This is a genomic window from Hyphomonas atlantica corrig. (assembly GCF_000682715.1).
GTDB classification, from domain to species: domain Bacteria; phylum Pseudomonadota; class Alphaproteobacteria; order Caulobacterales; family Hyphomonadaceae; genus Hyphomonas; species Hyphomonas atlantica.
On the sequence record NZ_AWFH01000045.1, the window covers coordinates 209577 to 233453 of the forward strand.

Annotated in this window: 25 protein-coding genes and 1 tRNA gene; 4 read left to right on the forward strand and 22 right to left on the reverse strand. The window is 59.2% G+C overall.

The genetic code is table 11. The annotated features are described in order from the left end of the window. Nucleotides 1-27 precede the first annotated feature (27 nt). The 9 genes from HY36_RS13685 to HY36_RS13725 all read right to left on the reverse strand — a co-directional run bounded on the left by HY36_RS13685 (nt 28) and on the right by HY36_RS13725 (nt 7635). A complete protein-coding gene (locus tag HY36_RS13685) occupies nt 28-342 on the reverse strand; it encodes a PaaI family thioesterase (RefSeq protein WP_241764213.1) in 315 nt (104 codons plus the stop codon). Nucleotides 343-451: 109 nt separating this feature from the next. Next, on the reverse strand, nt 452-907 hold the full coding sequence (locus HY36_RS13690; RefSeq protein ID WP_035553891.1) for a DUF192 domain-containing protein: 456 nt from the start codon (nt 905-907) through the stop codon (nt 452-454). A gap of 52 nt (nt 908-959) precedes the next feature. After that, the gene (locus HY36_RS13695; RefSeq protein WP_051602807.1) at nt 960-1484 is read right to left on the reverse strand and encodes a cold-shock protein; all 525 of its coding nucleotides are present in this window, start codon (nt 1482-1484) and stop codon (nt 960-962) included. 123 nt (nt 1485-1607) lie between these two features. Then, nucleotides 1608-1682: transfer RNA gene (locus tag HY36_RS13700), tRNA-Glu, on the reverse strand. A gap of 78 nt (nt 1683-1760) precedes the next feature. Then, nucleotides 1761-3554: a single-stranded-DNA-specific exonuclease RecJ gene (gene recJ, locus HY36_RS13705; protein ID WP_035553896.1), complete on the reverse strand. Its 1794-nt coding sequence runs from the start codon at nt 3552-3554 to the stop codon at nt 1761-1763. A gap of 65 nt (nt 3555-3619) precedes the next feature. After that, on the reverse strand, nt 3620-4573 hold the full coding sequence (glpX, locus tag HY36_RS13710) for a class II fructose-bisphosphatase (RefSeq protein ID WP_035553899.1): 954 nt from the start codon (nt 4571-4573) through the stop codon (nt 3620-3622). A 57-nt stretch (nt 4574-4630) separates the two neighbouring features. Beyond that, nucleotides 4631-5914, reverse strand: coding sequence for a homoserine dehydrogenase (locus tag HY36_RS13715; RefSeq protein ID WP_035553901.1), 1284 nt, complete (start codon nt 5912-5914; stop codon nt 4631-4633). 78 nt (nt 5915-5992) lie between these two features. Beyond that, nucleotides 5993-7201, reverse strand: coding sequence for an LL-diaminopimelate aminotransferase (locus HY36_RS13720; protein WP_035553903.1), 1209 nt, complete (start codon nt 7199-7201; stop codon nt 5993-5995). Next, entirely contained in the window at nt 7198-7635 is a 438-nt protein-coding gene (locus HY36_RS13725) for a hypothetical protein (RefSeq protein ID WP_035553905.1), read from the reverse strand. Before HY36_RS13725 ends, HY36_RS13720 begins: the two co-directional genes overlap by 4 nt. Before the next feature lie 72 nt (nt 7636-7707). Between HY36_RS13725 and HY36_RS13730 the strand changes: the two genes are divergently transcribed. Next, nucleotides 7708-9537 (forward strand): PHA/PHB synthase family protein, encoded by a 1830-nt coding sequence (locus tag HY36_RS13730; RefSeq protein ID WP_035553907.1) that lies wholly within the window; start codon nt 7708-7710, stop codon nt 9535-9537. A gap of 5 nt (nt 9538-9542) precedes the next feature. Here HY36_RS13730 and argC read toward each other — a convergent pair whose 3' ends face one another. From argC to rplM, 3 genes are all read right to left on the reverse strand, one after another. Further along, nucleotides 9543-10490, reverse strand: coding sequence for an N-acetyl-gamma-glutamyl-phosphate reductase (gene argC, locus HY36_RS13735; RefSeq protein ID WP_035553909.1), 948 nt, complete (start codon nt 10488-10490; stop codon nt 9543-9545). Between the two features lie 87 nt (nt 10491-10577). Continuing rightward, nucleotides 10578-11024, reverse strand: a complete 447-nt coding sequence (gene rpsI / locus HY36_RS13740; protein ID WP_241764215.1) for a 30S ribosomal protein S9 — start codon at nt 11022-11024, stop codon at nt 10578-10580. 44 nt (nt 11025-11068) lie between these two features. Further along, nucleotides 11069-11533 (reverse strand): 50S ribosomal protein L13, encoded by a 465-nt coding sequence (rplM, locus tag HY36_RS13745; protein WP_035553914.1) that lies wholly within the window; start codon nt 11531-11533, stop codon nt 11069-11071. A 185-nt stretch (nt 11534-11718) separates the two neighbouring features. On the opposite strand from rplM, the gene HY36_RS13750 reads away from it, so the two are divergent. Continuing rightward, nucleotides 11719-12543: a hypothetical protein gene (locus HY36_RS13750; RefSeq protein ID WP_155841934.1), complete on the forward strand. Its 825-nt coding sequence runs from the start codon at nt 11719-11721 to the stop codon at nt 12541-12543. On the opposite strand, the gene HY36_RS13755 is transcribed toward HY36_RS13750, so the two are convergent. Continuing rightward, nucleotides 12512-13555 (reverse strand): COX15/CtaA family protein, encoded by a 1044-nt coding sequence (locus tag HY36_RS13755; protein WP_035553918.1) that lies wholly within the window; start codon nt 13553-13555, stop codon nt 12512-12514. The two genes, HY36_RS13750 and HY36_RS13755, sit on opposite strands and share 32 nt — an antisense overlap. Nucleotides 13556-13628: 73 nt before the next feature. On the opposite strand from HY36_RS13755, the gene HY36_RS13760 reads away from it, so the two are divergent. Further along, nucleotides 13629-13844 carry a DUF2842 domain-containing protein gene (locus tag HY36_RS13760; protein WP_035553921.1) on the forward strand — a complete coding sequence of 72 codons (216 nt, stop codon included), beginning with the start codon at nt 13629-13631 and terminating at the stop codon, nt 13842-13844. On the opposite strand, the gene HY36_RS13765 is transcribed toward HY36_RS13760, so the two are convergent. Both HY36_RS13765 and HY36_RS13770 read right to left on the reverse strand, forming a co-directional pair. After that, a complete protein-coding gene (locus HY36_RS13765) occupies nt 13841-14701 on the reverse strand; it encodes a phosphatidylserine decarboxylase (RefSeq protein WP_035553924.1) in 861 nt (286 codons plus the stop codon). The genes HY36_RS13760 and HY36_RS13765 overlap by 4 nt on opposite strands. A 15-nt stretch (nt 14702-14716) precedes the next feature. After that, nucleotides 14717-16552: an ABCB family ABC transporter ATP-binding protein/permease gene (locus tag HY36_RS13770; RefSeq protein ID WP_241764214.1), complete on the reverse strand. Its 1836-nt coding sequence runs from the start codon at nt 16550-16552 to the stop codon at nt 14717-14719. A gap of 152 nt (nt 16553-16704) precedes the next feature. Between HY36_RS13770 and HY36_RS13775 the strand changes: the two genes are divergently transcribed. Next, nucleotides 16705-17268, forward strand: coding sequence for a TIGR00730 family Rossman fold protein (locus HY36_RS13775; protein WP_035553929.1), 564 nt, complete (start codon nt 16705-16707; stop codon nt 17266-17268). Between the two features lie 3 nt (nt 17269-17271). On the opposite strand, the gene secF is transcribed toward HY36_RS13775, so the two are convergent. From secF to serS, 7 genes are all read right to left on the reverse strand, one after another. Next, a complete protein-coding gene (gene secF / locus HY36_RS13780; RefSeq protein WP_035553931.1) occupies nt 17272-18255 on the reverse strand; it encodes a protein translocase subunit SecF in 984 nt (327 codons plus the stop codon). A gap of 18 nt (nt 18256-18273) precedes the next feature. Next, nucleotides 18274-19881 (reverse strand): protein translocase subunit SecD, encoded by a 1608-nt coding sequence (gene secD / locus HY36_RS13785; RefSeq protein ID WP_035553934.1) that lies wholly within the window; start codon nt 19879-19881, stop codon nt 18274-18276. A gap of 48 nt (nt 19882-19929) precedes the next feature. Further along, entirely contained in the window at nt 19930-20301 is a 372-nt protein-coding gene (yajC, locus tag HY36_RS13790) for a preprotein translocase subunit YajC (RefSeq protein WP_051602808.1), read from the reverse strand. Between the two features lie 94 nt (nt 20302-20395). Further along, complete coding sequence (locus HY36_RS13795; RefSeq protein WP_035553936.1) at nt 20396-21049, reverse strand: methyltransferase domain-containing protein; 654 nt, start codon at nt 21047-21049, stop codon at nt 20396-20398. Then, entirely contained in the window at nt 21037-21798 is a 762-nt protein-coding gene (gene surE / locus HY36_RS13800) for a 5'/3'-nucleotidase SurE (protein WP_035553939.1), read from the reverse strand. The genes HY36_RS13795 and surE overlap by 13 nt, the downstream gene beginning before the upstream one ends. 69 nt (nt 21799-21867) lie before the next feature. Next, complete coding sequence (locus HY36_RS13805) at nt 21868-22239, reverse strand: endonuclease domain-containing protein (protein WP_035553942.1); 372 nt, start codon at nt 22237-22239, stop codon at nt 21868-21870. Nucleotides 22240-22360: 121 nt separating this feature from the next. Beyond that, nucleotides 22361-23872 (reverse strand): serine--tRNA ligase, encoded by a 1512-nt coding sequence (gene serS / locus HY36_RS18755; RefSeq protein ID WP_035553944.1) that lies wholly within the window; start codon nt 23870-23872, stop codon nt 22361-22363. Nucleotides 23873-23877 lie beyond the last annotated feature (5 nt).

Below are 23877 nucleotides of genomic sequence, written 5' to 3' on the forward strand. Positions count from 1 at the left end.
CGGTCTGACGCAGCGACACAATGACGTTCAGGATTTGCGGCGGAGCGTCCTGAAGATCGCGTCGGCACGGGCAGCTATCCCACCATCCGCCTTGATCAGTTGCGCCGTCACATGAACCATATCACCATCGACCAGCGTCACCTCGGGGTGTGCCTCCAGCCAGGTTCCTTCGCGGACAATGTCCATGAACTCCATGGTGAGCTTCAGCGTGACGGACATTTTCCCTGTTACACTCCACACGGCCCATGCCAGCGCGCTGTCCGAAAATGAACACGTCATCCCGCCATGTAGAAAGCCCATGCCATTGCAGTGACGGTCGAGCACCCACATGCCTGTGCGCAAATCATCCTCCGCAGAAGCGCGGAAGGTGGGACCGTTATGCAGGGTGAATTTCCCGCGGGAGGGCGTAGGCGCAAATCCCGGCGGCGGAGGTCTCAGCGGCTCAGCCGTTTCACTCACTCAGATTTCCGAAGATTTCATGCTGGACCACGTCACCCGGCTCGATACCGAGTTCAGCAGCCCGCCCACCCGCAAGCTCCAATACGCCCTTCACCGGGACTCCCGGATTGATGCGGCGGAGCGAGCCCGGCACGGTGTCGCGCGCGATCGCCAACACTTCCCCATCCGTATCAAGGAACAGCATGTCGAGTGAGATAAGCGTATTCTTCATCCACATGTTTGCTTCGCGGGGCTGACCAAAATCGAACAGCATGCCTGCGTCCGCCGCAAGTTCGGTGCGGTCCATCAGGCCTGTCGTGATCTCTTCAGGATCGTTGGCCAATTCGACCGTGAAGGTGTGAACCTCGTCACCCGACTGGATGGAAAGCGGGCCGGTCTCCAGCTGGGCGAACGCCGCCGGCAGGAAGAGAATGAGCGATGCGATCGCAGAAGCAAAGAAACGTAGCATGCGCTGTGTTTAGACGGCTGCCAGCGACGCGGCAAGCGCTGTTGGCTGCTGCTTACGCGCGTTTAATATGGCTGACATGCTCGCCCTTGGAACCGGTGTCGATGCAGACTTCCAGTATTGTTCCAGGCTCGACGTCCTCGTATCCCGCTTTCCGCAGGACCACGGCGTGCACAAAGATATCGGTATCGTCGCCGTCGCGCTGGACAAACCCGTATCCGCGCGTGCGATTGAACCATTTCAATGTGACTGACTCATACGCACGCTCCAGTCCCTGCTCCTTGGCAACTGACGCGCGTGGGCGTTCCATTTCGATAATGTTTGCGGTTTGCCAGCCACGCTCGCCCTTCACAGCATCACAAACGATGCGCGCGCCTTCGTCGGCAAAGCTCTCGCCATACCCCCGCAGGCACGTGACATGCAGCATGACATCACCCGTCAGGCCAGCATCGGACGTCGACTCCGCCACGATGAATCCATAGCCCTTGGCGCTATCGAACCATTTGACACGACCGATGACTCGCACGACCTGTTCCATCGGCGAATCTTCTGATTCTTGTTTGGCGGCAAAATTCGTCATCAACCCATATTCCCCACTCACGCAACCTAAAATGTGTTAACACACTTGTCACGCGATCTTCACACCTGCGCACGGCATTAAGCAGTCCTGCAAAAGGCATAGCCCGTCAATGTGGAGAGAAGGTGGCAGTCCCTAGGGGAATCGAACCCCTCTTTCCAGGTTGAAAACCTGGCGTCCTAACCGATAGACGAAGGGACCGCATCGGCTCGAAGACAGGCGATATAGCTGCTCAATTCTGACTCGTAAAGCGCTTTGGGACGGGTTTCTGCAGATAAATCATACTTCCGCTGCATCGCTGACATCAAGCTGCACCCGGCGACGACCATTCCACTCATCCGCCTTCAATTTACCGACCAGATGTAGCCGTGCATTTGGCCGGATAACTTCGCCCAGAGGCTGGTCTGCGCTGCGCCAGGCAATGCAATCCAGACGCCCGCTGGCGTCCTCTGCGGTGAACTTCAGATGATTGGCCCCAACCTGGCGGACTCCCGTCACATGTACAGACTGAAGTGCGAACACGGGCTCTGGTGAGCCCACGCCAAACGGACCGATACCTGCAATCTGGTCCACCAGATCTGGCGAGGCCGCGCCCGGGGAGAGCACCGCATCCACGGGCAGCTCCAAAGCGGCGGCGCGCTCCGCTGTAAACTGAGCCATGTGAGACACCATCCAGTCATCGAAAGCCGAGATCTGGTCCGGCTCAAGGCTCAGTCCGCCTGCCATGGCGTGCCCTCCGCCAGAAAGGATCACACCCTCGCGGGCCGCAGCCGAAATGGCGTCTCCAATGTTCACCCCGGTAACGGACCGGCCAGATCCTTTCGCAACAGGCCCGAGCCCCTGCCCCCAGCCAATGACAATACTCGGCAAATGAAAGCGCTCTTTCAACCGGCCGGCCACGATGCCGATCACGCCCGGATGCCAGCCCTCCCCGCTGGCGATCAGAATTCCACGGTCCGGATTTTTCTCCAGGGCCTGCTCCGCCTGCGCCGTTGCCTGGTCCAGAATAGCCGCCTCGACGGCCTTGCGTTCGTCGTTCAGCGCATGCAACCGCTCGGCCAGCGCTATCGCCTCCGCACGATCATCCGTGGCCAGAAGTTTTGCCGCGAGCCAGGGATCCCCCACTCGCCCACCAGCATTCAGGCGGGGCCCTAGCATAAAGGTTGCATGATAGACGCTGTCGACCTTGCTGATCCCGGACACCTCAGCCAACGCGCGCAGACCTTCATTCTGCGCTCGGGAGAGAATGTTGAGACCTTGCCGCACGAACGCGCGATTAACTCCCCGCAATGGGGACATATCGCAAAGCGTACCCAGTGCAGCGAGGTCCAGAAACGCCATGATGTCCGGCAGCCCCTCAGGCGGCGCAACGCCTCTCTCGCGCGCAAGCCGGTTAAGTGCAGCAACGAACACAAACACAACACCCGCTGCCGCCAAATGTCCGCACTCTGACGTACAGTCTGGACGGTTGGGATTGACCAGCGCCGCCGCAGGCGGGTGATGACCCGCCATCAAATGGTGATCAATGACGACAATCGGCAGGCCGATCTGCTCTGCCTCTTCAAGCGCGCTGACGGCGGCTGCACCGCAGTCCACCGTGATCACAAGTTCAGCGCCTTTATCCTTGAGATGCCTGAAAGCCTCTGGCGATGGACCATAGCCCTCTTCCAGCCGGTCTGGGACATAGAGGCCAAGCTCCTCGCCCCAAGCGCGGAAATAACGAGTCAGGATCGCTGAACTGGTGCCGCCATCAACATCATAGTCTGCGAAGACCGTAACGCGTTTCTTCTCAAGGATGGCGTCGAGGACGATCCCTGCGGCCTTGTCCATGTCGGCGAAGCTGGACGGATTGGGAAATGTGTCGCGTAGCGTAGGAGAAAGATAACCCGCAGCGTCTTCGGGCGTGACATCGCGCGCAGCGAGAAGACGTGCCAGAAGATCAGATCCACCGACGCTCGGCTGCAAACGGCGCACGAGCGCTTCATCAACGGAAGCCAACGTCCAGAAACGGCGCGTGGCCGAACTCTGAACGTCGAACAGCATATTGTCTTGCTTCAGGGCAGGATCGGCCATGATGTCTCCGGGAATCGCTTCCCGGAGATTCTAACGCATCTCAGCCCGGCCTGGAAATGCAGGGATCAGGCGCGATGATCCGAACGCACATAGCGCACCATGCCGTCGGTGGACGTCATGACGAGCGTATGGGTGTGGACGCGGCCACCGGCAGACTTCACACCTGTCAGCATGGATCCATCCGTAACGCCTGTCGCACAGAATACTGTGTCACCAGAGGCGAGCTCATTGAGGGAATAGGTCCGGTCGAAATCTTTGATGCCTGTCCGCTCGGCGCGCTTGCGCTCATCATCGTTGCGGAACACGAGACGACCGTACATCTGACCGCCAACACACTTGAGCGCCGCTGCAGCAAGTACGCCTTCCGGCGCGCCGCCCTGACCGACATAGAGATCGATACCCGTGTGCGAATTCGTCGTCGCGATCACGCCAGCAACGTCGCCATCGGTGATCAACGCAACACGGGCACCAACTGAGCGAAGGCTTTCAATAATGCCTTCATGGCGCGGGCGATCCAGGACGCAAGCCGTCATCTCGGTGACGTCCACGCCCTTATGCTTGGCCAGAGCCTGAATATTCTCTGCAGGCGTGGCATCCAGGCTGATGATACCTTCAGGATATCCCGGCCCAACTGCGATCTTGTCCATATAGGTGTCTGGCGCGTAAAGCAGGCCGCCGCGTGGCGCTATGGCCAGAACCGCAAGTGCATTCGACATGGCCTTGGCGGTCAGTGTCGTGCCTTCCAGTGGGTCGAGCGCAATGTCGATCTCGGCGCCTTTGCCGGTGCCGACTTCTTCACCAATGTATAGCATTGGCGCTTCGTCCCTCTCGCCTTCGCCAATCACGACGCGGCCTTGAAAATCCACTTCATTGAACGCGGTGCGCATTGCATCGACGGCGGCGGCGTCGGCTTTTTTCTCATCTCCGCGGCCGACCAGCTTGGCGGCAGCAATTGCGGCACATTCCGTCACACGGACCATGGAATCTGCGAGGCTGGGCGTCAGAACGCTATTTTTCATGAATTCTCAATTCTCCGAACGCGCAAAACATAAGGGCTCTACGCCTGATTAAAGCAATTAGCTTGCCGACTCGACCCTGATCAGGCGCGGCGGATCGACAGCAATTGCAAATTTTTCCAGTCGCGCCAATGCCGCGTCCATATTTGAACGCTCGCACCGATGTGTGACGATCGCAATCGGGCTGGCACCACTCTCATCCGCTGAGTCCTGCAGCAGTTTGTCCACAGACACGCCTTCCGCTGCCAGCGACTCGGACAGCGCTGCCAGGGCTCCCGGCTTGTCAGCCAGCCTCACTCGCAGGAAGAAGGGCGCAACTTCGTTTTTGCTGCCGCTTGCAAAAGGCCGGGCAACGTGATGCTCGGCTCGTCCAAAAGCGGGACGGATAGCAGGGCGGAACAGTTTGGCGACATCACCCATTACGGCGCTTGCTGTTGGTCCCGCACCAGCCCCCGGCCCCGTAAGCGTCACAGCGCCAACAGGGTCACCTTCGATACGCACCGTATTCAGCGATCCATCAACTCTTGCCAATGGATGCGCGACAGGCAGCGCCATTGGCTCAACACGGCACACAACTCCTTCGTCGGTCAGCACGCCCTCTGCGATCAGCTTGATGCGCAGGCCCAGCCGGTCTGCAAGGCGCAGATCCAGCAGCTCCACATTGTCCACGCCAGACACTTCGACTTTCGAGAAATCGAGATCGGCGGAGAACGCGATCGCGGAAAGAATGGCGGCCTTGTGGGCTGCGTCCATGCCGGACACGTCAAGGGTCGGATCAGCCTCGGCGTAGCCGAGCTTTTGCGCTTCGGCCAGCACTTCGTCATAGGCGCGTCCGGTCGCCAGCATTTCCGTCGTCAGGAAATTACAGGTGCCGTTCAGAATGCCTGCCACGCGCTTGATTTCGACGCCTGCCAGGCTATCGCGCAGCACGCGCACCACTGGAATGCCACCTGCCACCGCTGCCTCGAACAACAGGTCAACCTGCTTCTCTTCGGCCAGCTTGGCGAGCGCCATGCCATGCTTGGCGATCAGCGCCTTGTTGGCCGTAACGACAGGCTTGCCAGCCTTCAAAGCCTCTTCAACCGCGAATTTCGCGGGGCCGTCAGATCCACCAATCAGTTCGACAAACACGTCGACTTCCGGATCTTCCGCGAGCGTGGCGGCGTCATCGAACCAGCGATACTTGCTGGTGTCGACTGGACGGTTGCGCGACTGGCTGCGCGCACTGACGCCTGTAATCTCAATCTGACCTGGAATGCGCAGACGCTCCTGCCGCTCAACCAGTTCAATGAGACCACAGCCGACATGACCGAGCCCTGCGATACCTATCCTCAATGGCGCCACGTAAGTGCCCCTTCCTCTTTCAGAGTTACGTCAGGGGCAGCGCATAGCGGGTTTGGGCGAATGCGTCGAGGGTGCGCGCTACTCTGCCGCGGCAGGCTGGATATCCTTGATGCCGCGCGCTTGCAGGAACTTGCGAATGTTGCGCGCTGCCTGGCGAATACGTTGTTCGTTTTCCACCAGTGCAATGCGGACATGTCCATCCCCCTGCTCACCAAATCCGGCACCTGGCGCCACGGCCACATGTGCCTCATTAATGAGTTGGAGCGAGAACTCCAGACTGCCCATATCGCGTAACTGTTCGGGTATGGGCGCCCAGGCAAACATTGACGCTTTGGGTGAAGGTATCGGCCAACCGGCCCGCGTGAAGCTTTCGACCAGAACGTCACGACGTGCGCGATAGATCTGGCGAAACTCATCGACACAATCCTGCGGACCATCCAGAGCGGCAGCCGCGGCAACCTGAATGGGCGTATATGCGCCGTAATCGAGATAGGACTTTACCCGCGCAAGAGCACCGACAAGCTTTTCATTGCCCGCCACGAAACCGATCCGCCAACCGGCCATTGAATAGGTCTTCGACATGGTCGTGAACTCTACGGCGATGTCCTTTGCACCGTCGACCTGCAGGATCGAGGGCGTGGGTTCATCGAAGTAGATCTCGTTATAGGCAAGATCGGACAAGACGATCAGGTCATGCTTTCGCGCGAACTTTACCGCCTCCTTGTAGAAGTCCAGATCACAAACTTCAGCGGTCGGGTTCGACGGGAAACACAACACCATCGCCGTCGGAGGCGGCACACAATACTTCACAGCCTTGCTGAGATTGGACAGATATTGTTCCGGCGTATGCGCCGGTACACTGCGGATGGATGCCCCCGCAATGATAAAGCCGAACGAATGCAACGGATAGGACGGATCCGGCGACAGGATCACATCACCCGGCGCAGAAATCGCCTGAGCGAGGTTTGCAAAGCCCTCCTTGGAGCCGAGCGTGACGATCACTTCGCGATCCATATCAAGCGAAACGTCGAAGCGGCGCTGATAGTAGTTTGTAACAGCGCGTCGCAGGCCCTTGATCCCGCGCGAGGCGGAATAGCCATTTACGTCCGGACGGCGCGCTGTCTCGCACAATTTGTCGACGATATGCTCAGGCGTCGGCATGTCTGGATTGCCCATGCCGAGATCAATGATATCCGCGCCCTGCGCGCGAAGCGACGCCTTGGTGCGGTTTACCTGTTCAAAGACGTAAGGCGGAAGTCTGCGGATCTTGTGGAAGTCTGTATTCATCTCTTGGCGGCCCGGAGGCCCCTCGTAACTCGTGGAACATCGAAAGCGGATCGGATGGCCTCGATCTCTTCATCCGTCAGGAATTCAGAGTTGGCCTGAGCGCCCGCAAATCCGCGCCGGACGGTTTCCCGAAGGTCCTCGATCTCGGCAGCGGTATTCGCGGGCTCAACCGCTCGCGCATTTTCCGCAAAGACCGCTCGCAATTCTGCGCCGCGGGCTTTTGATGCTTCAAGAGTTAGTCCCGGCGCCTGATTTTCGGCAATAACCGGGACATCAATGATTTTCGGGTAGCCTTCACCACGAATTTCAACACGGCGGGCATCATACCATTCCGGTGCCTGATCGATGGCCGTCCGCACCTTCGCGAACGAGCCCGTGCACCCTGCCAAAAGCAGACAGCACACGCCTATCAGGGGAATCGCCGTGTTTTTCATGGTTAAACTCATTAAATCACAATCATTCAGTAGAATACTTACAGGTGGCTAAACAAGGCGATATTGGGACGAATGGTCGACCGCAAGGACAATAAAGACAGTCAGCCCCTGCTCACAGAGATTCTGAGCCAGCAAGATCCCGCGCAGATGCAAACCCTGCTGACCACGCTGGCGCTGGCGAATACCGAGTCTCATGCGCTGCTGCTAGATGTTCTTTCAGGCTCAGGTCCGCTCGGCACCGTTTCCAACGGTGACCCGATGGGCGTGGGCGAGGCTTTCCGGGCTGTCGGCCAGGGATTTGCCCGCAACCCCGCCGCTCTCATGACAGCCAACATGCAGCTCATGCAAGGCTGGATGGAGCTTTGGCAGGAAATGGCGCTGGAAGGCATGACCGGGTCAAGCAAGCCGGCACGCGACAAGCGCTTCTCGGACCCTGAATGGGAACGCAATCCCGGTTTCAAGTTTATCCGAAAGGCTTACGACCTGAATGCCAAATGGCTGATGGGCCTCGCGGATCACGTGAAGGACGAGATACCGGACAATATTCATCTCCGCGCCAAATTCTTCAGCCAGCAACTCGCTGACAGTCTTGCCCCGACCAATCACCTCGGCAGCAACCCACAAGCTCTCCGGCGCTTCATTGAAAGTGGCGGTGACAGCATCCTCGCCGGCATTCGTATGGCGCGCGAAGACGTCAAGAAGGGCAATGGCAAGCTCTACATCACCCAGACCGACGAAACCCCCTTCAAGCTTGGCGACAATATTGCCACCGCACCCGGCGAAGTCGTCTTTCGGAATGATCTGATCGAGTTGATCCAGTACAAGCCAACAGGGGAACAGACTTATGCGCGTCCGCTGCTGATCTTCCCGCCCTGGATCAACAAATTCTATATTCTCGACCTGCGCGAAGAGAACTCGATGATCCGGTGGCTTCTCGACAAGGGATTGTCGGTTTTTGTCGTCTCATGGCGCTCTGCCGACGACGTCACGCGCGACTACACCTGGAATGACTACGTCAAGAACGGCATCTACGCTGCGGTCGAAGCCACGCTTCAGGCAACCGGACAAAAAGGATTGAACACGGTCGGCTATTGCATCGGCGGCACGCTCCTGTCCTCCGCCCTTGGCCATATGGCGAAAACAGGCGACGACCGGATCAAGTCAGCGACGTTCTTTGCCTCCCAGTCCGACTTCAGCCTTGCGGGAGACCTCAAGGTATTCACGGACGACAATGGCCGCGGCTACATCGACTCAATCATAGAAGAGCATAATGGCATCATGCCAGGCTCCATGATGTATGAGACCTTCAACTGGCTGCGCCCAATCGATCTGGTCTGGCGATACGTCATTGACCAATACATGCTCGGCAAGGAACCGCGCCCGTTTGACCTGCTCTACTGGAACGCAGACCAGACAAACATTCCTGGCAAGGTGCACCGAAAGTACCTCAAGGATTGCTACGCCAAAAACAAGCTGGCGCGCGGCAAATTCAAGGTTCTGGGCGAGACGGTCGACCTCAAACAGGTAGAGATCCCGATCATGGTTCAGGCCAGCCGCGACGATCACATCTGCCCGATGGAAAGCGTGTATCGCACGGCCAAAGTGTTCGGCGGCAAGACACAGTTTATTCTGGCTGCCTCCGGCCATATCGCTGGCGTGGTGAACCATCCGGACTCCGGCAAGTACTGCCACTGGACGAACGATTCCGCCCTCCCCGATACCGGAGCGGAATGGCTCGACGGTGCGGAGGAGCATGCCGGTTCCTGGTGGCCGACCTGGTGGAATTGGCTTCGACCGAAGTCAGGCCGCAAAGTGGTGGCGAAGCAGCCAAAGGACATGGGCCTTGGCAGCGCGCCTGGCACATATGCCAGAGTGCGCCTCGAAGACATCAAGCTGGGTTAGTTGGCTCAGGCCGAGAGGCCGGCGTCCTCATCCAGTCCCAAAGCGATGTTGAGGTTTTGAACAGCCGCGCCGGAAGCGCCTTTACCGAGATTGTCGAACCGGGCAACGAGCCGCGCTTCTTCATCTGAACCGAATACGAAAAGATCGATCCGGTTTGTGCCATTGCAAGCCTCTGGCTCGACCCCCTTCAGCGCGTCGCAGTCTGCAATTGCGGGAACATTGACAAAACGCTCGCCAGCATAAGCGGCTGTCAGCGCACTGTGGACCTGGGCGCGGGTGGGTTTGCCCGGCAACGCCCAGAGCGGCAGACCGATCTCGACAATCATGCCCTGCGCATAGCGGCCAACGGACGGCATGAAGACGGGCTTGTTTGCCAGCTTTGAGAACTTCTTCATCTCCGGCGGATGCTTGTGTGCCTGACCCAATGCATAGATCCGGTGATTGTCTTCGGTATAATCCTCAGACTGGGCATCCTCGAATTCGGTAATCATCGCCTTGCCGCCACCCGAATAGCCGGACACAGCAGAAACCACGACTGGCCAGGATGACGGAAGCAGCCCCGCCGATACCAAGGGCCTTACCAGAGCGATCACGCCGGTTGGATAGCAGCCCGGATTGGAGATCCGACGAGATGCCTGAATGGCAGCGCGCTGGCCTTTGTCCATCTCGGCAAAGCCATAGGTCCAGCCACTCGCGACACGGTGCGCTGTCGAAGCGTCAATGATCACTGTGTTGGGATTGGTTACCAGCGATACCGCAAGCCGCGCCGCGTCATCCGGCAAGCACAGGATCACGGTATCGGACCCATTCATCAGACGCGCGCGCTCGTCATTGTCCTTGCGTTTTGCGGGGTCGATGGAAACGAGCTCGATATCGCTTCGCGCGCGAAGGCGCTCGGCAATCTGGAGTCCCGTTGTTCCGGCTTCGCCATCAATGAATACTTTAGGCAGCATGGCGGGTTCATCCCCAATTCTGGACAAAATAAAACGGGCGCTCCGTCTCCGAAGCGCCCGCCTGAATATATGTATTCGGTGTGCGGTCTAGCGCTTCGAGAACTGGAAGCTGCGGCGAGCTTTCGCGCGGCCGTACTTCTTGCGTTCGACAACGCGCGGGTCGCGGGTCATGAAGCCGAACGGTTTCAGAACCTTGCGAAGGCCGGGCTCATAGTTGACCAGAGCGCGCGACAGGCCGTGACGCACTGCGCCAGCCTGACCGGAAAGGCCGGAACCCTTCACAGTCGCGATCACGTCAAACTCACCTTCGCGGCCAGCTTCAACCAGCGGCTGGGCAATCACCATGCGCAGCACAGGGCGCGCAAAGTATTGCTCCTGATCGCGACCATTGATCGTGACCTTGCCGGTGCCCGGCTTGATCCATACGCGTGCGACAGCCTCTTTCCGGCGACCGGTGCCGTAAGCGCGGCCTTGAGCGTCGATCTTCGGCTCAACCGGGGCTGCCGGAGCTTCAGCTTCCGTTGCGCCGGACATGGCGCCAAGTTCCTGGAGGGAGTTTGCAGTGTCAGTCATGTTGATCAGGCCGCCTTGGTGTTCTTGCGGTTCATGGCTTTGAAGTCGACAGCGTCGGGCTTCTGGGCCTCGTGTGGGTGCTCCGCGCCGCCATATACGTGCAGTTTCGAGAACTGCTTGCGCGCCAGCGGGCTTTCTTTCGGCATCATGCGCTTCACGGCGAGTTCGATCGCGCGCTCAGGGAAACGGCCGTTGAGAATTTTCTCAGGCGTCGTGGACTTGATACCGCCCGGATAACCGGTGTGACGGTAGTAGGTCTTGTCCGTCATCTTGCGACCGGTGAATTTCACCTTGTCAGCGTTGATGATGACGACGTGATCGCCCGTATCAATATGAGGTGTAAAGTCAGCGCGGTGCTTGCCGCGAAGGCGCTTGGCAACATATGAAGCAAGGCGTCCGACGACGACATCGGTCGCGTCGATCACGACCCAGTTGTGCTCTACGTTGGCTGGTGCGTTATAGGTTTTCATCGCTCTACTAAGAGCCTCTCGCTTTCGGAGTTCATGGAATGCAATTCAAGCGCTGGCGTTTAAGCGCCACTTCCCCGGTTGTCAACGCAGGGCTTGGCCTAGCCCTGCTTTTTACAGCAGTTGGTTGCTCAAAGGAAGCTGAAGCCCCGGAGGAACAGGTTGAAAGCCCCCAAATTGCTACGGGAGTGGAACTCCCGGCCGTTTGGGCAACGCGCCCATTGGAAGGGAAAGTCAGCGCCGTAGCCCTGTCTGGTGGCCTCGGCGGCCTTCTCGCTATCGCCTATGAGCGTGGCGGGCTTCAATTGTTCAATATGAACGGCGAAATTCTCGGCGAACCGGCCAATTTCAGGCTGACAGACATCGCCAGCGGTCAAAGTGCCACACTGGGCGGCAGCACGGTTACGATTTTCCCGGGAATCACCCGCGAAGGACAACTCAAGGCATACCTCTACGGCGAAGGCCTTCTGGCCCCTGCTCAGGTCGACCTGCCCGTACCGGATACCAGCTTCATTGAGGGCGTATGCTCCGGCCCGATCAGCACAGACGGAATCATGCGTCTCGCCTATTGGACCTCCACGAACGACCGCATTCTCCAAACCGGCGTCGTCCGCGAAGAAAATGGTGAGTTCAGCTGGGATGCAGGCGAATCGACCTTCACCGATTTCGGAATCACGTCTTGCGCCTATACGAGCGACACGCTGGTCGCTTCGCCTCGGGCGACAAGCGCCGCATCGCTCGCTCGCGGTGATTTCGATGCACTCCTGTCAATCGAAGACGGTGCAGGACTGCAGGTGTCGACTGATTTCGGCATGACCAACACTGAAATATCGGTTCGGGACGGAATCACAGTGACCGCACCGGACGCGCCGGACGCTATGGCCGCGATGGGCACGATGATGACAGGTGGATACCCTGGCGGAGTGATTGTGCTGGCGGGCGAAACCGGCCCAAATCAACATCAGGCCGTGTTCGTTGACCCTAGCCTGCTGACACTGGAAGACGACCAGTAGACCGCCAGACCAGTCGCACAGCTGCAAGTGTGACGATGACGCCAAGCCCCTGATGGACCAATGCCAGGTTCATCGGGGCGGCATGGACAAGGGTGACGATGCCCCAAACGGCCTGCAGGCTGACAAGGCCGGCGAGCCAAACGAAACCAGTGCGAAACTCAGTCTTCCGATACGCCCATGCGCTTGCCAGCGCGCCAGCCCAGATCAGGTATGCCAACAAACGGTGGTTGAACTGGGTTGCGGCGCGGCCTTCAAACAGGCTGCGAATGCCAAGCCCATTCTCGAGATAGTGCGAAGGCACCAGTTCTCCTGCCATTAGCGGCCAATCATTATACGAGCGCCCAGCATCCAGACCAGCAACCAGCGCGCCCGCCGCCATTTGCAGGAATATAGCGACCAGAAGCGCCAACGAGACGAGCTTTATTGATTGCGATGCGACTGAACGCGCCTTTCCGCCAAGGTCCAGCCATAGCCAGGACACGTAGGCAATAATCAACAGGGCCAACATGAAATGCGTCATCAGACGATAGGGCGCGACATCAACGCGGGTAGTCTCACCGATGCCACTCGCCACCATCCACCAGCCAATGGCCCCCTGAAGTCCGCCAAGCCCGATCAGCGCGACCAGGTGCCAGGTCAGGCGCTTTGTAAGCCAGCCTCGCACCGCAAAGACGACAAAGCCGCCCACCGCCACCAACCCAATCATGCGCCCGAAGAAGCGATGGCCCCATTCCCACCAGAATATCTTCTGGAACTCGGCCATGGACATGCCCTTGTTGACCAATTGGTACTCGGTCGTTTCGCGATATTTCGCAAACTCCATCTCCCAGGCTTCAGGAGACATTGGGGGCAAAGCGCCGCTGACCGGGTTCCATTCCGTAATGGACAGGCCGGAGTCCGTCAGGCGCGTCGCGCCGCCGATCAGAATCATTGCGTAGACCATCAGCCCGACCAGCACGAGCCAGCGGCGGATCCAAGCGGCAGAAGAACTGGTTTTTGACGTTTCGCTCATGCGCGATACATGATCCAAGCAGACGCCCGTGCAAGGGGCGGGAAAGTCGCATGTGCAGCAGAAAGAGCAATTGATGAGCTATCAGACCCGAAAAATTGTCGCGAGCCTGATCCTGCTCGGCTTCATGGTCTGCTGGATCATCATGGTCGGCACGGTTGGACCGATGGTCTCAGCCTGGCCGAAATGGGCCGAACTGCTGTTTTACGTGTTTGCCGGAATTGGCTGGATCATCCCGTTCAAGCCGATCTTCGCCTGGATGAACCGCAACGCGCCGACCCAGGAAGACTAGTCTTCCGGCTTGTTTTTAGTCGCTTCCTTCAATCGCGCCAGCAAAACAGCCGGATCGTCCGGCGTATCCGCCTCATCGGGCTCCGGATAATCATCCTCGTCGAATGTATCATCCTCAATCGCACCAAGCGGCAATTCACCGGCTTCGCCCGAGACATCAAAATCTTCTTCGTCAGTGTCCGATCTCAAACGCCCCAGCACGGTTTCGCCGCCGATGAGGGTCTGCCCCGGCCATATCAATTGCCCGACACTGGCAGGAACATAGATATCGCACCAACCGCCCAGTCGCCGTTTGCCGAACACGCGGCCAAGACGCAGAATGTCGCCGGTTTCAACTTCGATTTCCTGCCGGGGCCCCAGTCCGCCCGTCGCGATACGCACGCCAACTTGCTGAGTGCGGCTCTCGAACATGAGGTATGATACCGCCAGACCATCGGCATCGGGGCGCATGGCAATGGGTGTCGAATTTTCACCCTCTTCCGTAATCAGGCTTTCCAGACTTCCCGCGATAGGCGCGTAGAGCCGGTTGGTCGATGCAGGCGATGAGGATATCCGGATGCGGGTCGTTTCTGCCCCCGACATGCGCAATTCTCCCGGGGCATCTGTTCGCGTCACGGAGACGACGATGCCATCACACGGCGCGATAATACCGTCTGCGAGGTCGGGCGCCGTCCGATTGGACCAGCGCGCGGCCAGAAGCGCTGAGATCATCGCGGCAAATCCGACCCAGAAGAGCGGATCCCATAGCCATCCAAGCAAGAGCGCTACCAGCAACAGTGCCAGAGCCGCGGCAACGCCTTCCCAATCAAACCCGCCTGTGAACCAGGGTGTGGTCTTGCGCTCGAGGTCTTCGCTCATGCTCGCTTGCCTTCTCTATCCTGTCGTCAGCGCGATTTCCGCGCTCTTGGCCTGCCGTTCCCACATATCAGCATATTTGCCGCCTTTTGACAGCAGGTCTGCATGTGTCCCGCGCTCGATGACCCGTCCGGCATCAAGAACCAGGATCTCATCTGCGGATTTCACGGTCGACAATCTGTGAGCCACCATCAGTGTGGTGCGCCCCTCTGCGGCCTCATCAAGCGCATCCTGCACGGCGGCTTCCGTCGCGCTGTCGAGCGCCGAGGTTGCTTCATCCAGCACCAGAATTGAGGGATCCGCCAAGATCACCCGCGCGATACCTACACGCTGCTTCTCGCCGCCTGACAGCTTCAGTCCCCGCTCGCCGACACGGGTATTCCAGCCTTCCGGCAAGGATTCGATGAAGTCGAGAAGCTGTGCCCGCCGTGCCGCGTCCCGAAGATCCTCGTCTGACGCATCGGGGCGCGCATAGGCGATGTTCGCGCGGACCGTATCGTTAAAAAGCACCACATCCTGTGGGACCAGCCCCAACGCCTTGCGCAGCGATTCCTGTGTTAGCGACCGCACATCCTGTCCGTCGACCAGAACCCGCCCGTCATCAACATCGTAGAAGCGGAACAGAAGCTTCAGCAATGTCGATTTGCCTGCGCCCGATGTCCCGACAAAGGCGATCTTTCGTCCCGGCAAGAGATCAAAGCTAACCCCCTGCACGCCCACCGCGCGTCCCTCATGGTGGAATGCCACATCCCGGAATTCGACGTGTCCCTCCGGTTTGGACAGAGGCATTGCGTCGGGCGCATCTGCCACCTCTGTTTTCATCGCAAGGAGGCCATAGAGTTTTTCGAGATCGACGGCGCCCTGTTTGATCTCTCGCCATGCCCAACCGAGAATGTTGAGCGGCGCATAGAGCGACAGAAGCATCAGCATGACAGCGGTAAGATCGCCGACCAGCATGGTGCCCTGAATGACGTTCCAGGCAGACAAGACGAGCACAGCCAGCAAGCCGCCATTCATGATCAGCGCCTGCGTCGCGTTCAGCAGATACATGGACCGCACGGCGTCGACATAGCGCAGATTATAGGTGCGCATCGCGTCATTGAAGCGACCAGTTTCGCGCCGCTCCGCCGCAAAGGACTTCACCGTTTCGAAATTGGTCAGAATGTCGACAGATGTCGCGCGGAAATGCGTATCGGCCTCATTCATGCGCCGACGCTGGCGGACACGCCATTCAGTGATGATCACTGTGGCGATGACGTAGATGATGATCGTGAAAACCGCGATCAGCGAGAGCCTGTAATCATACGCAACGCCAAGTGCGATGGACGCGAGGATCAGCCTCACAAAAGTCGGGCCGATGTTGAAAGCAAGAAAGCGGATTAGATAGTCAATCGCGCTTGCGCCGCGCTCGATCACACGATTGAGCGCGCCGGTGCGACGGGTCTGGTGAAAGTTGAGCGACAGGGATTGCGCATGTCCGAACGCATCCACGCTGGCAACACGCTGGGCATCCTGACTGACCGGCGAGAACAGCCAGTCTCGCGCTTGGGGCAGAGCAGCCGCCAGAAACCGCACTCCGATGCCAATTGCCAGCCACACGGCAGCTGCGCCAAAGGCCGCGGCCTCTCCGCCCTCCGGGACGGCCTTGTTGATGGCGTGCCCCAACAAGAGCGGCGAAACCACTTCCAGCACTGAGGCCGCCAGCGTCACCAAAATCGCAATCACCATGATCGGACGCCATTTCGACAATTCCGGCCGGGCGAGCAGCTTCAGGATGCGCAGGATGGAAACTCCAATCCCGCCATCGGCACTTTCAATCTTGTCGGGGTCGGCGGCGGTATGGGGATTCGTCATTCGCCGCATATGGGAACAAAAAGGCAGGCGAGCAAACCCTCCTGTGTTGCGCTATGTCGCGAAACGTTCTGAAATTGTCGCTAATACGCTGAACCGTGGTTTCAGTGGGACATCCATGATCCACGAGACGCACCGATTGAAAGGCCCTATGCATGACGAACATCAAGTCCATCTGCGTGTACTGCGGAGCATCCGATGATGTTCAGCCCAGCTATATCAAACTGGCGGAGGAACTCGGCCGGGAACTGGCAAAGCGGGACATCCGCATGGTTTATGGCGGCGGCGGTGTGGGCCTGATGGGCGCGTGCGCCCGCGCCGCGCACGAATCGGCCGGCGATGTGCTCGGGATCATGCCGCGCTTCCTGCTCAGCAAGGAGCGCATCTATGAGGAAGTCGAGCACCGCATCGTCGACGACATGCACACGCGCAAGCAGATGATGTTTGACGAGTCCGACGCTTTCATCGTGTTGCCGGGCGGCATCGGAACGCTGGAAGAGGCTGTGGAGATCTTGTCCTGGGCCCGTCTCGGCCTGCACGCAAAGCCAATGGCCTTCCTGGACGAAGACGGATTCTGGTCACCCTTCTTCGAACTGATGGAACACATCATCGACGGCAAGTTCACGCCGGCATCCTTCCGCGCGGCACTGGTTCACAGCGACACGCCGCAGGATGCCATTCAGGCGCTGATGGACAAGGTCATCGTCCTCGGAGAGTAGTCTCTACCCCTGGAAGCCCGGAACGTCCTCAACCGGCTTCTTCGTCAGATCCATGCCCAAGGCCAGAACGATGGTCGAGGCGATGAAGATGGACGAATACGTCCCGATCAGGACGCCCCAGATCAGTGCGAAGCTCATGCCGCGCAGGACTGGCCCGCCAAGGAAGAAGATGGCCAACAGCGCCAGGAGTGTGGTGCCGGAGGTCAGCAAGGTACGCGACAGCGTGCCGTTCAGGGCGAGGTTGATGACCTCCTTGTCCGGCATCTTCTTGTATTTGCGCTTCTCCTCGCGGACCCGGTCAAACACAACCACCGTGTCGTTCATCGAATAACCGATGATTGTCAGAAGCGCGGCGATGGTCGTCAGGTTGAACTCCATCTGCAGGAAAGCAAACACACCAAGCGTGATGATCACATCGTGCGCCAGCGCCGCGACGGCACCGACAGAAAACTGCCATTCGAAGCGGAACCAGATATAGATCAGCATCAGGACAAGGGCGGCGACCAGCGCCGTGATCCCGTCGCGGAACAGCTCTTGAGACACTTTCGGGCCGACCGAGTCATTCCGCAGGATCTGCTCATCGGTAATGCCCAGCGCATCCTTCAGCGTGCTGGTGACCAGTTCATTGGTCGCGCCGGTGGCACGTTCGGCCTGCTCTGCTGGCGGGAGCGCCTGAAATTCGTCTCCGAGCACAGACGCGTCAGCTTCACCATATTTCACAACCACGATGCTGCGCGCATCTGTGCCGACGGCGCTGTTCACATCTGCGTTGAGCGGCATGGCCGACCGCACCGCTTCGACGGTGATGGTGTCGGTCTGCTCCAGCTCCATCACCGTGCCGCCAGCAAAGTCGACACCGAAATTGAGACCGCGCGTCGCGAGGAAGAAGACAGATGACGCAATCAACAAGGATGAGATCACCGCGCCGATCAGGCGCGCGCTCATGAAGCTTACATTCGTCTGCTGAGGCCAGAGTTTGAGTAGCATGTCGTGTCTCCTCCGGGCCTAAACCGCGAGCTTCTTGGGACGGAACGTCTTCAGCCACATCACCGTGAACCAGCGAGTGACGACGAAGGCCGTGAACACCGAGGTCACGATACCGATGGCCAGGGTGACGGCGAAGCCTTTCACCGGTCCCGAACCGAGAAGGTAAAGTATGATGGCCGCGATCAGGGTTGTGACGTTCGCATCGAGAATGGTCGAAAAGGCGCGCTCATAGCCGGCCTGAACGGCTGTCAGGGGCGAACGCCCATTGCGTTGTTCTTCGCGGATACGTTCAAACACCAGCACGTTGGCGTCGACCGCCATACCGATGGTCAGGATGATGCCTGCGATACCCGGCAGGGTCAGCGTCGCGCCAAGCCCAGAGAGCGCCCCAAGGATCAGAACGATGTTTGCCGCCAGGGACCCAACGGCGAAACCGCCCATCAGACCGTAGGCGATAATCATGAAGATCGCGACAAGCGCGAGGCCGATCATGGAGGCGCGTGTACCTGCACGGATCGAGTCATGGCCCAGCGTGGCGCTGACCGTGCGCTGATCGAGGAACTGTACCTTGGCCGGCATTTCACCCGCTTCGATGATGGCCGCCAGATCTTGCGCTTCTTCCTGCGTGAAGTCGCCGGTGATGCGAACATTGCCGCCTGGAATTGGCTCATTGATGCGAGGGGCCGACATGATCACATCGTCCAGGACAATGGCAAACAACTTGCCGGAATTGTTGCGGGTCGTGTCGTAGAATTTCCGCGCGCCATTGCTGTTGAGGCGGAAATTAATCTGAGGTCGATTGCCCTCATCAAAACCCTGGGCAGCATTGGCAATGTCTGCGCCGGTGACTTCGGGAATGTTGCGCACCAGCAGTGGCCCGGTGGTCGGGCCTTCCAGCAGCCGATACCCCGCCCGAGGCACCCCGGCTTGAGCCGACGTAATGGCCGACGGGCTGTTGTCGACCAGATTGAAGGTCATCTTTCCGTCGCGGCTGAGCAGGTCTTTCAGGCGCTGCGGGTCAGGTTCGCCCGGCGCTTCCAGGATGATCCGGTCATTGCCCTGTGGAGTGATTGCGATTTCCGAAACGCCATCCGGATCGACCCGGCGGCGGACGATTGTCATCGTCTTGCCAAGCGCGTCCTTCATCAGCGCCTCTTCGGACGCTGCAGGCACGGTCACGAGAATGCGGTCCGTCCCCAATGCTTCGATTTCATATGTCTTGGCGCCGCCGATGGCACCTTCGACATTGCTGTTCAGTTTGCGGATGCGGCTCAGGGCTTCATCCATCGGGAAATTACCTTCGGCGTCCGGGCGCGTCAGTTTGATTTCCAGCTGGCGACCGCTGATCTCCGGCAGGTGTCCAATACGCTCGGACGGCGCAACATTGCTGAGCGCGCTGCGCACATCGCCTGCAAACACTTCCAGCCGGTTCGCAATCACCTCATCCGGGTTGATCTCCATCATCAGATAGACACCGCCCTGAAGGTCGAGGCCGAGATTGACGCCCTTCTTCGGCATGAAGCCCGGCGCGTTGTCCATATTGGCAACGTTTGGCAGGGCCATCACGACGCCCCATGCCAGTGTCAGGAGAACGAGAGCGACTTTCCACGGTGGAAACTGAAGCATGCGGGAATCCTTGTCATGCAGCGGGCCGACTTTCGGCCCTGCAAGCGCTTAGTCGTTGGCGGCAACCGGCTGATTCTTGCCGCGCACATCAATCACCATCTGCTTGATGATCTGCACGCGCACGCCATCGGCCAGCTCAACGGTGATTTCATCATCGCCCGGCTTGGTCACCTTGCCGACGAGGCCACCTGAAGTGACGATTGTATCGCCTTTCTTGATGCCCTCGATCAGCGCCTTGTGCTTTTTCGCGCGCTGTTGCTGTGGGCGGATCAGCAGGAAGTAGAAGATCAGGATCAGAGGCAGGAACAGCAGAACCTGGCTCATGATGCTGGGGCCTGCGGCGCTTGGAGCGGCCTGAGCGAAAGCTGGCAGGGTTGCAGCAGCGGCAACTGCAGTCAGCGTGGCAAGTCTGGTCAGCATGTGGTGTTCTCCCGTAGACCCCTGAAAATGTGTTGCTCCTATAGCTGTGGGCAGTTGCATTGGCAAACAAGCCCTGCAGATGAAACAACCGACATCAAAGGGCGCGGGAACGCCCCTCCACAAGCATGGGCAGGTCGTGGGCAAGGCCAGACCACTTTTCCGTGCCATCTGGCGTAATTCTCGCGATCTGCTGGCGGCCATCCTTTACCATCGGCGCGACCACGAATCCCTCCGGATTCAACTGGTCGAACAGGGTCTGCGGCACATGCTGGATCACGGAGGTGAACAGGATGCGATCATACGGCCCGCGCTCGGCCCAGCCTTCCAGTCCGTCCCCATGCCGCACGGCCAGATTGTCGAGCCCGAGCTTCACAATCCGCTGGCGGGCATGATCTGTCAGGCGATTGTAACGCTCCACGCCGAACACATCCGCTGCGAGATACCCGGCCAAAGCGGCGATATAGCCAGAGCCGACACCGATCAGCAGGACGCGCGCCTCTTTCTGACGCCCCAGCGCGAGCGCCTGTAGCAGCTGGCCGATGGCCGCCGGTCTCGGAATGGTCTGGCCGCACGGTATGGGCAGCGCGCAATCGGCAAAGGCGAGCTGTTTCAGCTCCGGATCATCAACGAAGGCGCCGCGGTCAATCGTCTCCATCGCGCCGAGGACCGCGTCATCCGTTACCCCTTCCTGGCGGAGACGCAGGACGAGGCGGGCGGCGCGGAACGGGTCGACGGTCAGTTCTTCCATGACTCCCACAGCGTCTGGAGGAACGCGTCGTGCGTCAAGTCCACATGAAGCGGTGAGATCGAGACATAGCCATCATAGATCGCCCGCAAATCGGTGCCCTCATCCGGCTTGGATAGCTTTCCCTTGTAGCCGATCCAGTAATAATCATTGCCGCGCAAATCTTCGCGGCGATCTGTATGAATGATGGATTCGTCGCGGAAACCCTGACGGGTGATCTGGATGCCCTTCACATCATCGGGCTCCACATCCGGGAAGTTCACATTCATCACGACATCATCCGGCCAGCGCATGTCTATCAGCGGTTTGATCGCCCGGCTGCCCCAGGCGCGGGCCGTATCCCAAGGCAGGGAGCCGCGCTCACGAAAGCTCTGCGACTGGCTGAGCGCAATGGATGGAATGCCCAATTGCATACCGAACAGGGCGGCCGCGATGGTGCCGGAAAAGCTGGTGTCTTCTGCGATGTTCTGACCGCGATTGACGCCGGACAGCACGAGGTCTGGCTTCTCCGGCATCAGATTCTGAGTTGCCAGCAACACGCAGTCTGACGGTGTGCCTGCCACAGCCCAGGCCTTCTCGCCCACCTCGCGCGTGCGCACAGGATGGGTCAGCGAGATCGCGCGGCCCTTGCCGGATTGTTCCTCCTCCGGCGCGGCGATCCAGACATCATCGGAAATCTCCCGCGCAATATCTTCCAGCACGGCCAGCCCCGGCGCGTTGATGCCATCATCATTGGTCAGGAGGATTCTCATACTTGCCTTGCTCCGCGTTCAATCCTCCCCCCGCTTGCGGGGGAGGTGCCCGAAGGGCGGAGGGGGCACTCATTCTTCGGTTACGTTTTGATTCCGCAACTGAAGAAGCACACCGTCCAACACGCCTTCAAGATTGTCATACACGTCGTTATTCCAGACCCGGTGAACATGCCACCCCTTCGCCTGCAGGAAGGCAGTTCGCCGCATATCATGAGCGATTTGGTGGTCTTCAGAATGGGTGTCTCCATCCACTTCCACCAGCAGCCTTGCATCAACGCATGCGAAATCCGCGATGAACGGCCCGACCGGAACCTGACGCCGAAACCGATACCCTGCCAGCTGACGCCGACGTAGGTGCTGCCACAGAATAACTTCTGCCCGGGTCATAGTCCGGCGTAACCGGCGCGCCTGCTTGATGGTGAGCTTTTCGTTGTCCCGCATTTCCCCCTCCGCCCTGTCGGGCACCTCCCCCGTGAACGGGGGAGGATATCATGCCGCGCGTACCGTTTCATCCTCCCCCGCTTGCGGGGGAGGTGGGCCGCGCCAGCGGGTAGGAGGGGGCTTAGGCCGAAATCACCTCAAGGCCGCCCATGTATCCGCGCAGGGCTTCCGGGACGGTAATGGAGCCGTCTTCATTCTGATAGTTTTCGAGGATCGCCACGAGTGTGCGACCGACGGCGAGGCCGGAGCCGTTCAGCGTGTGGACGAATTCAGGCTTCGCGCCCGCTTCCGGGCGATAGCGGGCATTCATGCGGCGGGCCTGATAGTCACCACAGTACGAGCACGAACTGATCTCGCGATAGGTGTCCTGACTCGGCAACCAGACTTCGAGGTCATAGGTCTTGCGCGCCCCTGCCCCCATATCGCCCGCGCAGAGCAGCATCCGGCGGAACGGCAGGTCGAGCTTTTTCAGGATTGCCTCGGCGCATTCCGTCATGCGCTCCAGTTCCTTCAGCCCCTCATCCTGGTTCGCGACGACAGAGACCATCTCGACCTTGTTGAACTGGTGCAGCCGGATCATGCCCTTCGTGTCGCGTCCTGCACTGCCCGCTTCCGAACGGAAGCAAGGCGTGTGCGCGGTGAAGCGTTTGGGCAGCTCTCCGGGTTCGAGGATGGTCTCGCGGACAATGTTGGTTAGCGGAACTTCGGCGGTGGGGATGAGGTAGTGAGAAGTGTCGCGGTCAACCCACTCTGGTTTCAAACTTAGATCCTCTCTTTGGAGAGCCTTGGCAATCTCGCCAGCGCGCTCCAACCTCGTAGCTTGTTCGTACCCTGCCTCATCAAGCTGTTCAACAAGATGCTTTTCGAGCGGAGTGTTTGCATTGCCTTGGAATGCATTCATGAATGCAATCATCGAAGACTTCATGCCTTCGACAAACTCTTCTCGAATGTTGGGATTTTCAGTCTTGAATAGGTCTTCTTCAAACTTCGGAAGCTGCCCCGTCCCAACCAAGGCTTGATCTTTCACCAGCAGCGGCGGCGAGCATTCCGTGTACCCATGCTCTTCGGTCTGCACGTCCAGCATGAAGGCGGCGAGGGCGCGTTCGAAGCGCGCAAGCTTGCCCTTCAGCAACACAAAGCGCGCGCCGCTCATCTTGGCAGCGGTCTCGAAATCCATCATGCCGAGCGCTTCGCCGAGATCGGCATGGTCTTTCACATCGAAGGCAAAGGATTTCGGCTCGCCCCAGCGGGCTTGCTCCACATTGCCGTCTTCGTCCTGCCCTTCCGGCACTTCGTCCAGCGGGATGTTCGGCAAGCCATAGAGCAGATCGTCGAGCAGTTTGCGGGCGGCCTCTTCCTGTTCGCCTGCCGCTTCAATCGTGTCCTTGGCGTCGGCCACGACCTTGCGCAGGCGTTCAAACTCTGCCTCATCACCCGAGGCCTTCGCCTTGCCGATCAGTTTGGAGGTTTCGTTACGAGCCTTTTCGGCTTCCTGCTTGTCGGTCACCGCCGTACGCACAGCGCCGTCATGCGCCAGGATCTCGTCCACGGAGTCGCCAAGGCCCGGCTTCTTCCGGTTCCAGGCGGCGCGGAACGCGTCGGGATTGTCTCGGATGGCGCGGATATCGAACATGGCTG